The sequence below is a fragment of the Okeania sp. SIO2C9 genome, from assembly GCF_010672455.1.
Classification (GTDB): Bacteria; Cyanobacteriota; Cyanobacteriia; order Cyanobacteriales; family Microcoleaceae; genus Okeania.
Genome location: NZ_JAAHGO010000022.1, coordinates 69,962 through 85,613, shown reverse-complemented (window position 1 = coordinate 85,613; position 15,652 = coordinate 69,962). Strand labels below are relative to the sequence as shown.

Annotated in this window: 7 protein-coding genes and 1 pseudogene; 5 read left to right on the top strand and 3 right to left on the bottom strand. The window is 34.0% G+C overall.

Going from position 1 to position 15,652, the window contains the following annotated elements:
• Nucleotides 1–263: 263 nt before the first annotated feature.
• The 3 genes from F6K23_RS18775 to F6K23_RS18765 all read left to right on the top strand — a co-directional run bounded on the left by F6K23_RS18775 (nucleotide 264) and on the right by F6K23_RS18765 (nucleotide 7,674).
• Nucleotides 264–2,993 (top strand): sulfotransferase domain-containing protein, encoded by a 2,730-nt coding sequence (locus F6K23_RS18775; RefSeq protein WP_293158625.1) that lies wholly within the window; start codon nucleotides 264–266, stop codon nucleotides 2,991–2,993.
• A gap of 499 nt (nucleotides 2,994–3,492) precedes the next feature.
• Nucleotides 3,493–5,466 (top strand): glycosyltransferase family 92 protein, encoded by a 1,974-nt coding sequence (locus F6K23_RS18770; protein WP_293158699.1) that lies wholly within the window; start codon nucleotides 3,493–3,495, stop codon nucleotides 5,464–5,466.
• Nucleotides 5,467–5,808: 342 nt separating this feature from the next.
• Nucleotides 5,809–7,674: a methyltransferase domain-containing protein gene (locus F6K23_RS18765; protein WP_293158623.1), complete on the top strand. Its 1,866-nt coding sequence runs from the start codon at nucleotides 5,809–5,811 to the stop codon at nucleotides 7,672–7,674.
• Between the two features lie 9 nt (nucleotides 7,675–7,683).
• Here the strand turns inward: F6K23_RS18765 and F6K23_RS18760 are convergent.
• The 3 genes and pseudogenes from F6K23_RS18760 to F6K23_RS18750 all read right to left on the bottom strand — a co-directional run.
• Nucleotides 7,684–7,875, bottom strand: a pseudogene (locus F6K23_RS18760) (zinc ribbon domain-containing protein); the annotation flags it as partial.
• Between the two features lie 13 nt (nucleotides 7,876–7,888).
• Nucleotides 7,889–8,761, bottom strand: a complete 873-nt coding sequence (locus F6K23_RS18755) for a transposase (protein WP_293158697.1) — start codon at nucleotides 8,759–8,761, stop codon at nucleotides 7,889–7,891.
• Nucleotides 8,679–8,978, bottom strand: coding sequence for a helix-turn-helix domain-containing protein (locus F6K23_RS18750; RefSeq protein ID WP_293158621.1), 300 nt, complete (start codon nucleotides 8,976–8,978; stop codon nucleotides 8,679–8,681). The genes F6K23_RS18755 and F6K23_RS18750 overlap by 83 nt, the downstream gene beginning before the upstream one ends.
• Before the next feature lie 13 nt (nucleotides 8,979–8,991).
• Here F6K23_RS18750 and tnpA point away from each other — a divergent pair, with 13 nt between their 5' ends.
• Together tnpA and F6K23_RS18740 are read left to right on the top strand one after the other, a co-directional pair.
• The gene (gene tnpA, locus F6K23_RS18745; RefSeq protein ID WP_293158620.1) at nucleotides 8,992–9,402 is read left to right on the top strand and encodes an IS200/IS605 family transposase; all 411 of its coding nucleotides are present in this window, start codon (nucleotides 8,992–8,994) and stop codon (nucleotides 9,400–9,402) included.
• A 447-nt stretch (nucleotides 9,403–9,849) separates the two neighbouring features.
• Nucleotides 9,850–15,639 carry a glycosyltransferase gene (locus tag F6K23_RS18740; RefSeq protein WP_293158618.1) on the top strand — a complete coding sequence of 1,930 codons (5,790 nt, stop codon included), beginning with the start codon at nucleotides 9,850–9,852 and terminating at the stop codon, nucleotides 15,637–15,639.
• The last annotated feature ends 13 nt before the right edge of the window (nucleotides 15,640–15,652 follow it).

Genomic DNA, 15,652 nt, shown 5'->3' with positions numbered 1-15,652 from the left:
AAAGAAATAATATTTCCTTATGTTCAATTCCGTAACGGTTTTAACCAGAGGTAATTATCCATTATCCATTAATGAACTTTATCTGTAAATGCTTTAAGATTTAATCAGCAATCCCTAATTAAATAAAAAGTAAACTCGATCTAATTTTGAGTATCAATTCCAGAAATATTATCAACTTTTTATGACACTGTATATCAAATATAAATTTTTCAATTCAATTAAAGATCATATCTAAAAATATAGAGAGGTTTCATAATATCAAGATGACTTTACCTAGTTTTATCATCATAGGCGCTCAAAAGTGTGGTACAACTTCCTTGTATAACTATGTGATTGAGCATCCACAAATTTTGCCAGCATCAATGAAAGAATTGCATTTTTTTAACTGGCGTTCTAAACCGGGAAACAGAAAAACTGTAGAAGGAGTAGATTGGTATTTATCTCAGTTTCCCACAATTCCTAATGGAAAAAATCTCATAACTGGGGAAGCTACACCAGATTATCTGGTCGATCCACATACTCCCCAGAGGATGTTTAATTTATTACCAGATGTTAAATTAATTGTGCTTTTAAGAAATCCTATAGATAGAGCAGTATCTCATTATCATCATAATCGAGGAATTAGTAAAAAACGAGAACCTTTACCTTTCATAAAAGCAATTGAAAAAGAGTCAGAAAGATTGAATATAGAAAAAGAAAAACTCATCTCTGATGAAAATTACAGAAGTTTATTTCATAGAAACTATAGTTATTTAGAAAGAGGAATTTACATTGAACAATTAGAAAAATGGATGAGTATTTTTCCCAGAGAACAGTTCTTAATTCTGAAAAGTGAAGATTTTTATGCTCGTCCAGATGTCACACTAAAAGAAGTTTTTGAATTTTTGGGTTTGCCCAATTATCAAGTAACTAATAAAAAGAAATATAATGAAATTTATTATCAGCCAATAAATCCAAAAATCCGCTCAAATCTTGCTGAATACTTTCAACCTTATAATCAAAAATTAGAAGAATATTTAGGTAGAAAATTTAATTGGGAAATGAATGGTAACAAAGAACAAAAACAACATATATCCCTGTCTCAAGTCAAAGAAAAATTACATAACTATCAGTCTGAGTTAGAGCAAATTAAGTCAAAAATGGATTCAAAATCAATTTCCAAATCAAGGCAAACTTTTCAGGAAGTTGAAGAGAATGTAATTAACTCTTTTGTTCAATCATCAACAACATCAACAATAGTTGTTGAAAATTATGATGCAGACTCTCACCCAATATATGATGAATTATTTTGGGGATATGAAATTACAGAAATTCAGGAAAAAACTAACAATCAAGATACCATTAATATTTCTGGATGGGTATTAGGAAAAAACAGTCCTGTAGTTGCTATAGAAATAGTAGAATTAAGTAGCATACTGAAAAAAGTATCTGTTAATCAGCTATACCCTGATATAGCTAAACGTTATCCAGAAGCACCCCAAGTAGAAGAAATTGGTTTTAGTATAGACTTCCAAGTCAATAAATTACGACCCAAATTTAATTGGCTAATACAAGCAGTATTTGCTGATAAAACTCGAATGCCAATAGGTTGTATCCGGACTAATAATACTAAATCACTAAACATTAAATCTACACCTTTATTGACAGAAGAAGCTATCAAATTTTTAGAAAATTTCTTGAAGCAAAAGCCTCATGCTAAAGTATTGGAATTTGGTAGTGGAGGTTCTACTATATGGCTATCTAAGTTAACTAAAAATCTGACTTCTATTGAGCATGACGGTAGGTGGTTTCAGCAAGTAAAAAATCAGATTCAGAAACAGAAAAATTGTCATCCAGTAGATATTAAACTATTAGCAAGACCATATCATAAAATATGTGAAAAAATTCCTGAAGAATCTTTCGATTTAATTCTTGTAGATGGTCGCGATCGAATGAAATGCTTTGAAGCATCAATTAAACTTTTAAAACCAGGTGGAATATTGATGTTGGATGATGCACAAAGAGAAAAATATAAACAAGCTCAAGATTTGTTAAGAGATTGGCAATTCACAAAAACTGTTAGCAAAAATCGTCATACTTATTGGTGGCAAAAAACACTGCAAAAAATCACAAATATAGAGCCAAACCAATCACTAAAAAATCAAAAGCAAATATCTCATAAATCGGAAGAAAGTGTAATTATTGCTGGTGTTTCAATGGTGAAAGATGAAGAAGATATTATCTACTACACTTTAGCTGGAAATTATCAACAAGGCATCACAAAATTCGTAGTCTTAGATCATTTATCCTCAGATAAAACGACAGATGAAATTAGACGTTTTGCTGATGATTATCCAGAAGCAATGGTTTATCTAATTGAAGATAGAGACCCTTTATTTCATAAGTTTAGAAAAATGTCTGCTGCTGCTGAGTTTGCTCACAGAATGTGGGGAGCAAAATGGATATTTCCATTTGACGCTGATGAAGTGATTGCTTCATTGGACAAACCTCTACGAAATATTCTCAGTCAATTGGGGCCAAAACACTTTTGTCTAGGTCTCCAGCACAGAAATTATTTGCCACGCTCATTCTACGATTCGTCTGAACCTAATCCTCTCAAAAGAATGACTCACAGAAAGAAGGAAGATACTTCTCTTTTTCGCAGTCAGGGTTACAGTAAGGTTATAGTTCGTTGGCAATTAGGTATGGAAATAGCTCAGGGACATCATCATGTAAAGTTTGAGGGAAAGAAGTTACCTGTCACAGCACTTGGAAAAAATCATGGACTCATTCTCAGACAATACAGATATCGTTCTAGAGAACAGATAAAACAAAAAATTGTGAATGGAGGAAAAGCTTACGAAGTAAGCCAAGATATATCACAAAAACATGGTGGCTTTTGGCAAGAACGTTACAAGCAGTATCAGAAAGAGGGAGAAAAATTTATTGATGAATTTTATGCCACTGAGATTAATGGATCTTCAGATGCTATTTATGATCCTGCCTGGCTTTGAACTCGTAGCCCACCACTATGATTTTGAGAAGTTAGCTTTCTGAAAATACTTAGATATTAGAATCTAATTACCTGTCATAATTTCTATGGTGGACTACTAGGGGTTAGGGGTTCATTAATTGATAATGGATAATTACCTCAGGTTTTAACCGTTACGGAATTGAATGTAAGGAAATATTATTTCTTTATTTTCCCCTTGAAAGGGGAGGCTTCAAGGCGCGAATTATTTAATTATTAATTATTCGGTAAGGTTTGGGTATTAGGGTCATTTCAGTTAGCCTCCTCCGGAGGAACTGCGTTCACCTATGCTTAAAGATGTACTCAAGAAAAAAATTGGAGAAAACTTCCCCATTTCCCTATCCCCTTCGGAATGAAGCGATGATAAATATTTTTATATTCGATATTCTGCACAGCAAAAAAAAATTAATGTCGCTCTAGAAGTAGTTTGTAACTGAGGAGAGATTTCTTTGAATCAGGTAAGAAAAAAAGCCACTTTAAGTGTGTGTGCAATTATGAAAAATGAAGGACCTTATTTGAGAGAATGGCTAGAATTTCATAAGTTAGTTGGTGTGGAAAGATTTTATTTATACAACAACAATAGTGCCGATCGTACTCTTGATATTGTTCGTCCGTATAGAGAAAATCATGAAGTAGTTCTGACAAATTGGCCTGTGCAAAATGGTCAACAAATGAAGGCATATAATCATTTCCTACAAAAGTATAAAAATGAATCGAAATGGATAGCATTTATAGACTTAGATGAATTTTTATTCCCTACAGAAAAAAATGATTTAAGAGAAATATTAGAAGAATTCCCAGATGTTCCAGCTATAGGGGTTAATTGGTTGATTTTTGGCACATCAGGATATGAGAAAAAACCGGAAGGATTACAAATAGAAAATTTTACTAAACGAGGTAAAGAGGATTTTAAAGCCAATCTAAATTTCAAATGTATTGTTCGTAGTGAGTTTACTCTTGAATGTACTACTCCTCATCATTTTGTCTATGTTAATGATGGAGTAGCAGTTAGCGAAAACTATGAAAAATTATCGGCAAAAGTTTCTCCTCAACATTCAGTGAATAAATTGAGAATTAATCACTACTTCACTCGGTCTATGGAAGAAAGTTTAAATAAAATAAAAAGAGGTAGGGCGACTGTTAATAAAAATAGAAAAATAGCAGAAATAAACTATCACGACCGTAATGATGTAGAAGATTTGACTATTCACAGATATATTCCTCTACTGAGAAAATCACTAGCAGCATTTTCCTTGGAGAAAGAACAGGTAGAATCTGCCTTAAAAGAATCAAACTCATTACTAACAATTGGTAATTTAGGTAAAGTAGTAATCAACGATGAACAATTAAGACTAACTGGATGGATAGTTTCTCTAAATCTAATTCCTGTTAGTGGTTTTAAGGTTTGGATTGGAGGTCAAGAGTATAAAGACTTTAAACAAACTCTAGGAATAAAAAGCCCGAGAATAAAAAAAGCACGCCCTAGATTAAAAGGGGCAGAAAAGGCAAGATTTTGTCTAGAAATACCTCTCAATAAAATTCATAGAGAAAGCTATCAAGATATCCTAATTATTTTAATCCCTATGTTGGGAAATTTTGAGGGGTCTGTTTTGATCAATGTCTTTAATCCTTCTGGAAAGATTCCTTCTGAAGAATACATTAGTCAGATTGATAGAAATAGTTCTGTTGACTTTCAGTCTAATGCTTTTAAATGGTTAGGATATTTAATTCAAAGAATAGGTTTCAAACCAACAGATAGTATTCTTGATATTGGCTGTGGAATGGGTGAAATTGCTCATAGTTTGGCTTATTATTTAACACCTAAAGCACGTTATGAAGGTATTGACTTTTCAGAAAAAGTAATTGATTGGGCAAATCAAGAAATTACTTCTAGAAAGTCTAACTTTAATTTTCAATACCAGGATATTTATCATCCTATTTATAACTCAAAGGGAACTTTGCCTGTGGAAAAATTTGTCTTTCCATATGCAGAAGCAAGTTTTGATGTGGTTTGTATTAGCAATCTTTTTCATCATTTATCTAGCTTTGATGTTGGTCATTATCTCCAGCAAATTCAGCGAATTTTAAAAGTAGGAGGAAAGTGTTTATTTGCCTGCTTTTTAATTAATTATGAATCTCAACAATTGATTGCTGATGGCAAGAGTTCTCAGCATTTAGTCTATGAAATAGAAGGTTGTTTTTGTTTAGATCCAGAACTGCCAGAAAAAACAATAGGCTTTCAAGAATCCCTAATAATTGATTGGATAAAAGAAAGTGGTTTAACTGTTGTAGGGAAATATTATGGTTCATGGTGTGGGCGTAAATCTTTTACTCATCAAGATTTGCTAATTCTGCAAAAAAAAACTGAAGTTCAATCAAAATTGAATAACTATCAAACAGTCTTAAAACAATACAACCTTAGATTACAAAAGATTCAAAGAGAATTAGGAAAGTAGAGTTCTATTCTGCTAAAAATATACTCATATAATCGTAAGTATTCAGCATTCAAGTAGTCAGTTAGCCTCCTATGGGAGAAACTAGGTTATCAGCTAGCTTCATAAGATAGGAAGTACAGACTTCAGTTATTAACTTAATTATCTTAGAAGGAGTATTCAAAATTATGTTTATGCAGCATTCCCCAGAGAAAAAAAAGATCACAAGCTAACTTTAGTAAGTCCTATGCGTTCATGCATCTGTTTGCTGAATACTAATGGCTGTTTGCGCAGCATTCTACAGGAAATACTTACATATAATTAACCAGGGAAAGCAAAAATTAGTCTTCAATATTCAACACAAAAATGAGCCAAATCAATCAATTAGAAGAAGTAAAGGCAAAAGTTATTTCAATTCATGTACCAAAAACTGCTGGTACAACATTTAAACAAGTTTTGAAGCAAATATATTATCCAGAAGAGATTTTCTTCGACTATCCTCACAAGGGTGGTTTACGCAATAAAATGTTAACCAATCCCAACCCAGTAATCAAAGTAATTCATGGTCATTTCTCTAGTAATAAATATGATTATAAATTTCCAGAGTTTAGAAAAATTATTTGGCTAAGAGACCCGATAAAACGGTTGATTTCTCTTTACTTTTTTTGGAAGACTTGGCAAATTTTAGTAGAAAGTGATGAACAAAATTTATCACCAGTCAAAGAGTCTAATTTGACATTTATAGAATTCGCCGAAAAACCAGAGATGCAGAATGTAATTAAATCAAAATTTGTTCAAGAGCAAAAATTAACAGAATTTGACTTTGTCGGAATTCAAGAATTTTTTCCTGAAGATTTACATGAACTAAAATTAATACTAAACTGGCCAGACTATAAACTTGAAACCCAAAATACTAATCCCTATCCAGAATATAAGTCATTATTAGAAGAAGTCTTATCTAATCAAAAAATAGTCAATAAAATATCGGCGATAAATCAGGAAGATATAGAACTTTATCGAGAAGCGCTAAGTTTGCGGGAGAACCGGAGAAAAACATCAAAAATACAATACTACACTCAAGAAAATCTCGAAAATTTATCATTTGGAAAACAACAAATTTCCCAGAAAACAACAAAAATTAATCCTCTACTTACTTGGGGTTCTATAGACAGAGCAGTTATTCAAAATCAAGTGTTGTACTTATCTGGTTGGGTTGCTTCCCTTGATGCTGGTATGGTGGAAGGATTTAAAGTTTTTATTGGTAATCAAGTGTTTAGTTTTTTTGAACAAACTCTCAATATACCCAGTCCAGATGTAGAAAAAAATCATCCTAGTTTAGATAGCGCAAGTCATGCTAGATTCCGTCTCAAAATACTTTTAAATCAACAACAAATTAACCAATTAAAGCATTCATTAATTGCTTTAACTCCTCAATTTAAACGTGGTGAGGGGATAATTTTATTAAAGGCATTAGTACCACTTTTACTACTGCCTGAAGAGAAAGATATAAAAATAACTGAGGTTGATGGAAGCGGTCAATTTATTCGTACTTCCTTCAAGTTACTAGGAGATTTAATTCAGAGATTAGGTGTACAACCCACAGACCATATTCTGGATGTTGGTTGTAATATTGGTACTGTTGCTTATGCCTTAGTTCATTATTTACATCCTTCTGGTCGTTACGAAGGTTTTGATATGGTAAAAAATTCGATTTATTGGCTACAAAAAGAAATTACAATACGCAAACCTAACTTTAATTTTAACTGGCATAATATTCATCATCCTCTGTATAACCCCACTGGCACAATATCAGCAATTAACTTCACTTTTCCTTATCCTGATGAAAGTTTTAACTGTGTCTGTATTCCTCATTTATTAACTCATTTACAAAGTCTGGAAGTTATCCACTATCTTGATGAAATATATCGAGTTTTGAAACCTGGAGGGAGGTGCTTATTAATCTGCTTTTTAATCAACTCAGAATCAGAACAGTTGATAGCTAAAGGCAAAAGTTCTCAACAGCTTATTTATGAAACAGAAGATGGTTTTACTAAAGATATTAATTTGCCAGAGAAAGGAATTGGTTTTAGAGAAAATCTACTATTACAGTGGATCAATGAACGAGGGTTTAGTGTTCTAGAAAAATCTTATGGTTCTTGGTGTGGTCGTACCTCATCTTTTAAAGAAGATTTGTTAGTTGTGAAGTCTCTCCCGTTAAATCAAAGATTATAACGGGAGCTTCTAAAACAGAGATAATTGAACCCAAGTTTCAAAAGTTTCTTGCTTCTCAGGCTGACCAACGTCTAAGCCTCCACAAGCAGGCCAGATGATACCCACCTCGCTTAATGCTTTATTTAAAATGTTAATTGCTGCATTCTCATCTCTATCTAAAACTATTCCACATTTAGGACAAGAATGAGTTCTAACCGATAAAGTTTTAGGTACTTTATGACCACAATTTGAACAATTTTGTGATGTATTGTGAGGATGTACGGGCGAATGGCCATTCGCCCCTACCTACATGAACACCGCGTTTAACCGCTACTGCATTCAACTTTTCAATAAAAGTACCCCAGGCTACATCATAAATTGATTTTGATAATTTGCTATTTCTGGCTAAACCTTTGATGTTAAGGTTTTCAACTGCAATTAAATCATACTCTTTAACTAATCTATGAGCAGTTTTGTAATGAAAATCTTCTCTTTGCCTAGCAATATGTTGATGTAATTTAGCTATTTTGTTTTGAGCCTTTTTCCAGTTATTAGAACCAATTTTTTTCCTATCTGCTTGACCTTGCTTTCTGGCTAAATTAGATTGAGATTGTCTATAAAATTTAGGAACAGGAACAGTCTCGCCAGTATTAGTAGTTAAAAACTCTTTTAATCCTACATCAATACCTACAGTAGTTTTGATATTGTCTGTAGGAATTAGACTAGGAACTGACTTGTCTTCTAAACTAAAACTTACATAATAACCATCAGCTTTTTTGGTTATAGTTGCAGTTTTGATCGTAAACCCATCTGGAATATGTCTATGAACTATTACTGGAATAGCGCCAAACCTGCTAATAATAATTTGCTTACCATTAAATTTAACTGCTGCTTTAGGATGATTAACTCTACTAAAACAGAATGATCTTAATTTGCCAGCCTTCTTAAATCTTGGTCTACCAAATCTCTTGCCTGTTTTATCTGGAACTAACCAACGTTTCCAGGCTTTATCCAACCTTTGTAAGTTAATTTGTTGAACTTCGTATGGAGATTTCTTTGTATTCTGGAAAGAGAATTTTTGTTTGTTTAAGTGCTGATTGTTGAAAATAATAATCAGGCTTGCCAGAAATCTCGCCGATAGGACATGACACTATTGAGCATCGGTCTAATTGACACCTAGTTCTATTTAACCAGTCTAGTCTTTGACCATTAGCGTAATTCCAATGCCTCCTGAGCAACTCTAGCCAATAATCAATTTTGACTGACTGTTCAGAAGTGGGCTTGATTTTATAGCAATAAGTAATTATCATATTTTGATTGTACATTTACTGCTATATTATGTCAAGCAACTATAACAAAGGTTTTAGGTCTGTTTATTCTCTTACTGTTCATATAGTATTTGTCACCAAGTACCGAAAAAAGGTAATTACCTCTGAAATACTCCCGCAGTTACATAAAATATTTGATGAAACCTGCCAAAAGTGGGAATGTGAGTTAGTAGAGTTTAATGGTGAAGTTGACCATGTACATTTGTTAATCACATTTAACCCAAAAGTTCAACTGAGCAAATTTATAGCCAATCTCAAAACTGTTTCTAGTAGGTTGATCCGGAGAGACTTTGCTGATTACTTAGCTAGGTTTTACAGGAAACCTGTACTGTGGAATGGTTCTTATTTTGTTGCTAGCTGCGGAGGTGTAACTATTGAGCAATTAAAGGAATATGTTGAACATCAATCGAAACCTACATAACCTTGCTGTCGGCAATTCCCCTCCCGTTAAATGGCTCGATTATAACGGGAGACCCCTTGCCGAATCAGGTTGGAAAAAAATATTTGGCGTTGCTGAATTATTGTATGATATTAATCTTAACTACTTAGAAGTCAGGAGTTATTTCAGTTATCAGTTATCAGTACCTCTGCCTAAAGTATTGGGATTGAAATATTGAACTTTCATTTTCTCTTGGTCGATAGCTAGTTATTTGTTTCTTTTATGCGGAATTATCCTTATACAATAATAAGTTGATTTCCGATCGCTGAAGTCCGCAGTTATGACCTTATGAGGCTATTTGACTGCTGTTTTTGCAGCATTATAGAGAAAAATCTTACCTATAATCAAACTAATAAATGAACTAAAATTTGCTCAGTTTATCGTACTATTGAGGGTTTACAAAAAATAATTTAGCAGAATCTTATCAATATGGAAAAAGTTGAAATAGTACAGAAAGAACCTACACAACTAGCAGCAACTACAGGATTTTTAGACCAAGTAGCAATCGAAAATGAAACTGTTTGTTTGAGTGGATGGGTTCTCTCGTTCGAGCCTGAATCTGTAACTACTTTTAAGGTTTTATTTGGCAGTCAACAATTAATAGGATTTGAATTAACTCAAGGTCTTCCTAGCCCTGGAGTGAAAAGAGCACATCCAAATATTTCTGCTGCTAATAACGCTCGGTTTATTATTAGATTGCCAATGAATAAACAGCAGCAACAACAATTTAAGGATGCTCTGATTATTTTAATTCCTCTTGTTGCTGACCGTGAAGGAGAACCTTTATTAAATGCAGTTAATCCTGCTTTATCTGCTTTAGTTAAAACACCAGAAGCAAATAATTTACCAATCCAAACTCCTCAAGTAGAACTTATTTCTGTTCATGTGCCAAAAGCAGCCGGAACAGCTTTCAGACAAGTTTTATTACAAGTTTATGGAACTCAGGGAGTTTTGACAGATAAAACTAATATGTTTGAAGATAATATGCCAGCTACTATTCATTGGCAGACTAAAGTTATTGAGGGTCATTTTCCCGCGGGTAAGTACGATAAATTATTTCCTGAGACTAAGAGAATTACATGGTTAAGAGAACCTATCCACAGATTAATTTCTGATTATTGTTTTCGCCACATATCGAATCCTACAAAAGATTATCTAAATAAACAAGGTTTACTGAAGTTTGCTCAAAGTAACAGTAATCTTATGGCTTATTGTGTGAATGGTAACTCTCTGGATTATTTTGATTTTGTCGGAATTACAGAATATTTTGAAGAGGATTTACTGGCACTAAAAAATCTTCTTGGTTGGTCAGATTATCAAGTTATTTATCAAAATAGAAATCCTTATCCTGAATATCTTGACTTTCAGAAAGAGGTTTTATCAGACAAAAAATTAATGGATGAATTGGCAAATGCTAATAGTCAAGATATGGAACTTTATGCAGCAGCTTTAAAATTACGAGCTGAAGGAAGAAGGAAGAAGGAAGAAGGAAGAAGGAATGAAGTTAGAAGTGAACAAAAAGAAGGAAGAAGTGACATTAATTTACCAGCAGAAAATATAGTTAATAATCAAGGAAGAAGGGAGAAGGAGGAAGGCAAAAGCCAGAAGTCAGAAGTTAGAAGTGAACAAGAAGTTAGAAATGGCATGAATTTGTCAGGACAAAATATAGTTAAGAAGGAGGAAGGAAAAAGTGCAATTAATTTACCTGAAAAAAATGTAGTTGATTTTGAGCTATATACAGTGCCAGAAAAAACAAAAATATTAGCAACATTGGGTTCTCTGGATAAGGTAGAGTTTGACCGCCAAGAATTATTACTAATAGGTTGGGTAGTTTCTCGTAATTTAGGAGCAGTCAAAAGCTTTCAATTAACTATTGCAGATACTGAAATAGAAAATTTTGAAACTGCCTTAAATTTACCAAGTCCAGATGTGAGAAAATTACACCCCAATCTCAATCATTCTGACAAAGCAAGGTTTCGTATTAAGGCATTTCTTAACTCCGAACAAATTTCACAATTCCAAAATACTGAGATTGCTTTAACTCCTATATTTAAAGACGGCAAAGGTCAGGTTTTGTCTAAAGTAAAGGAAGGAAGAGAGAAGAAGCGGTGCGACCCCGCGTCGGCGAAAGACGCAAGCGGTCGGACCCCGCGCCGCCGACAGGCGCAAGGGAACGCCGACCAAGAGAGGGAATGCGCACCAAGAGAGGAAGAAGGAAGAAGTAATGAAGTCAGAAGTGAACAAGAAGTTAGAAGTGAGGAGGAAAAAGTCAAAAGTAAAAAGTCAAAAGTTAGAAGCGAACAAGAAGTTAGAAGTGAGGAAGAAGGCAAAAGTGCAATTGATTTACCTGAAAAAAATGTAGTTGATTTGGAGCCATATACAGTGCCAGAAAAAACAAAACCATTAACTTTTTCTGAAGCACCTATAGCTCAAGAACAACCAAGATTCATCCTGCCAATTGAACCAATTACAACAACGGGTCATCTAGATCAAGTAGAGAAAGCCAATCAAAAATTAATCATATCTGGATGGGTAGGTTCTGAGAATTTTGGTTCTGTAGAAAGCTTTAAAGTTTTCATCGGCAGTCAAGAATATACTTCTTTTGAACAAAAATTAGGTTTACCTAGCCCAGATGTCGCAAAAGTTCGGACTAAGCTTAATAATGCTGAAAATGCTAGATTTAGTCTGGAAATACCTCTGACAAAAGCAGAAATTCAAAACTGTCAAAATACTCTAATTACTCTGACTCCAATATTTCAAGGAAAAGAGGGAGAAATTTTGTTTCAACTCTTTAATCCATCCCTGCCAATTCCTGACGATAAATATATAGAAGGAAAAGCAATTAACTTTATTCAAAGAAGCTGCAAATTTTTAGGTGACTTTATCCACAGAGTAGGTCTTCAACCCACTGCTGAAGTTTTGGAAATTGGTTGTGGAGTCGGGAATATTGCTTATGGTCTAGCCTATTATTTAAAATCTCCAGGTCGTTATGAGGGGAATGACTTTTCTGAAGAATTAATATCTTGGGCACAACAGAATATTAGCAGTCACAAACCACATTTCAATTTCCGTCAGATAGACTCTGATTTGAAACTTCCCTACGACGACAAAAGTTTTGATTTTGTCTTTATCGGTTCCAGATTTACTCAGGTAGGTGGGAGTAAGATTCGCGATTATTTAGATGAAGTTTATCGAGTTTTAAAACCAGAGGGTCGTCTCTTATTCCAATGTTTCTTAGTTAACCACGAGTCAGAACAATTAATATCTGAAGGCAAGAGTTCTCAACCTCTTATTCATAGAGTTAAGGAAGGTTTTACTAAAAACCTAAATTCACCAGAAAAAGGAATGGGTTTTCTGGAGTCTTTATTGTTGGAGTGGGTGATTAATGCTGGTTTCAATGTATTAGGAAAATATTATGGTTCTTGGTGTGGACGAGTGGGTAAGAGAAGTTATCCAGATATGGTAATTATTGAGAAGGAAGAAGTCAGAGTAAGGAAGGAAAAAATTGAGAGTTTGCTTAGAGAAGAAGTAGGAAGTAAGCAGTCAGAAAATTTACAAGACTTGGAAAAAATAGATAGCGATCGCTCCTCCGAAAAACTCAGAGTAAATCAGGAAAAAATTGAGAGTTTGGTTAGAGAAGAAGCAGGAAATAAGCAGTCAGAAAATTTACAAGACTTGGAAAAAATGGATAGTGCTCGCTCCTCCGAACAACTCAGAGTAAATCAGGAAAAAATTGAGAGTTTGCTTAAAGAAGAACCAGGAAATAAGCAGTCAGAAAATTTACAAGACTTGGAAAAAATGGATAGTGCTCGCTCCTCCGAACAACTCAGAGTAAATCAGGAAAAAATTGAGAGTTTGCTTAAAGAAGAACCAGGAAATAAGCAGTCAGAAAATTTACAAGACTTGGAAAAAATGGATAGCGATCGCTCTGAGGTGTTGCAGAATAATTTACCATCAGAATCTACTTTAAAAATTACTCCTGAATCTAAGTCTTCTGTCTCTCCTTTACTAGCGGAAATAATGGCAGATTTGGAGAAATCGCAAACAGAAATCCAAGAAATTCAAGCAGATTTAGAAAAGTTCAAATCTCAAAAGGAAGATATTCCTGTCAAGAGTCTATTTCCTGTAGAACCAGATACCTCAACTACGGCTAAAAAAAAACTTCTAACTAAACCCTTAGAAGAAGTTACTCAAAAGTCAAAAATTCCTACTCTCCCACCGAAAGAAAAACAGGAATTATTGGGTTTATCCGGAGTAACAGTTGATAAATTCTGGGAAATTATTTTAGTAGAAGGAAGAAGTAAGAAGGAAGAAGGAAGGAGGTATTTTTCTGATATAGAAGGAAGAAGGAAGAAGCAAGAAGCAAGAAGGGATTTTTCTGATATAGAAGGAAGAAGTAAGAAGCAAGAAGGAAGAGGGGATTTTTCTGAATCTTTAGTAGAAGGAAGAAGTAAGAAGGAAGAAGGAAGAGGGGATTTTTCTGATATAGAAGGAAGAAGGAAGAAGGAAGAAGGAAGAGGGAATTTTTCTGAATCTTTAGTAGAAGGAAGGAATAAGAAGGAAGAAGGAAGAAGGGATTTTTCTGATATAGAAGGAAGGAGTAAGAAGGAAGAAGGAAAAAGGGATTTTTCTGAATCTTTGATACAAGGAAGAATAGATGACTGTAAACCTTCTATTAGTATTCTTACTCCAACCTGGAATTCATCTTTAGATTGGTTTGTGGAAACTGTTTTAAGTGTTCTTAACCAATCTATCCCTAACTGGGAATGGTGTATTGTTGATGATGGCTCGAAACAACCAGAAATTAGAAATGTTCTTGCAGGTTTAGCTGAAAAAGAACCGAGAATTAAAGTTCTACTTTCAGAAGACAATGGTGGAATTAGTGCTGCTACAAATAAAGCTCTAAATATGGCTACAGGAGAATATATTTGTTTATTAGACCATGATGATACTCTGGCTCCCACAGCATTAGAAGATAGTCTCAATAAACTGGCAGAAGGATTTGATGTGGTTTATTCCGATGAAGATAAAATTGATTTTTCTGGGTTAAATTATATCGTTCCATTCTTTAAACCTGACTGGTCTCCTGAATATTTTCGTGGTGTAATGTATGTCGGTCATTTATTATGCGTCCGCCGAGAAATAGCTTTAACTGCTGGTGGTTTTAAAAGCGAATTTGATGGAGTACAAGACTATGAGTTTATGTTACGAGTTTCCGAACAAACTAATAAAATTGCTCATATTTCTCGACACCTTTATCATTGGCGACAAGTTAAAGGAAGTATTTCGGGAGATGCCGATGCTAAAGCAGGTATTGAAGTAGTACAACAAGCTGCTGTTAACTCTCATTTACAAAGAATTGGTTTGGCAGCAAAAGCAGAACCAGGGGTAGGTAAACATCGGATAAATATTAATCCTTTACCTAGAAATAATCATCCTTTGATTAGTCTGATTATTGCTGCTCCTGATATTTCAGAAAATATCGATCAATGGTCGAAAAATCTTTTGTCTGTTTCAACTTATCCCAAAAATGAAGTGATTTTAGTTGGTGGGGAAAAAACAGAAAATATTATCGAAAATTCTGCGGTGAAAGTTTTAAATCTATCAGGGCAATTTAATTATTCTCGTGCTTATAATCTAGCTGCCAAAACTGCCAAAGGAGAATATTTTATTTTCCTCAATACTAATTTGGAAGTTGTTACTGAAGATTGGCAACGACATCTTTTATATTACGCCGAACAATCTGATATTGGTGCCGTGGGAGGACTATTAATTTTCCCAGATGGAACTGTTGAACACGCAGGCATTGTATTAGGAAAATCTGGAAAAGTTGATTATGTAATGCGAGGTTTTCCCACTAACCATGATGGTTATGCAGGTTCTTTAGTTTGTGCAAGAGAAGTATCTGCTGTAAGTCGAGATTGTTTGATGGTGAGTAGGCAAAATTTTGAAATGGTTGGAGGCTTTAATGAACATTTTTTCTCCGATTATCAAGATGTTGATTTGTGTTTGAAGTTGAAGAAAAATGGCAAGCGAATAGTCTTTACCCCCCGTAGTGTTTTAATTAACCATCGATCAGAGAAACACAGACAAAAAAATTATGATGTGGTTGACTATATGTTGCTATTAGACCAATGGCAAATTTGTATGGATTTGGGCGACCCATATTACAATCTAAATTTTGATATTCAACGTAACAATTACACTGTCGTTTTGTAGTTGTAAACCTACT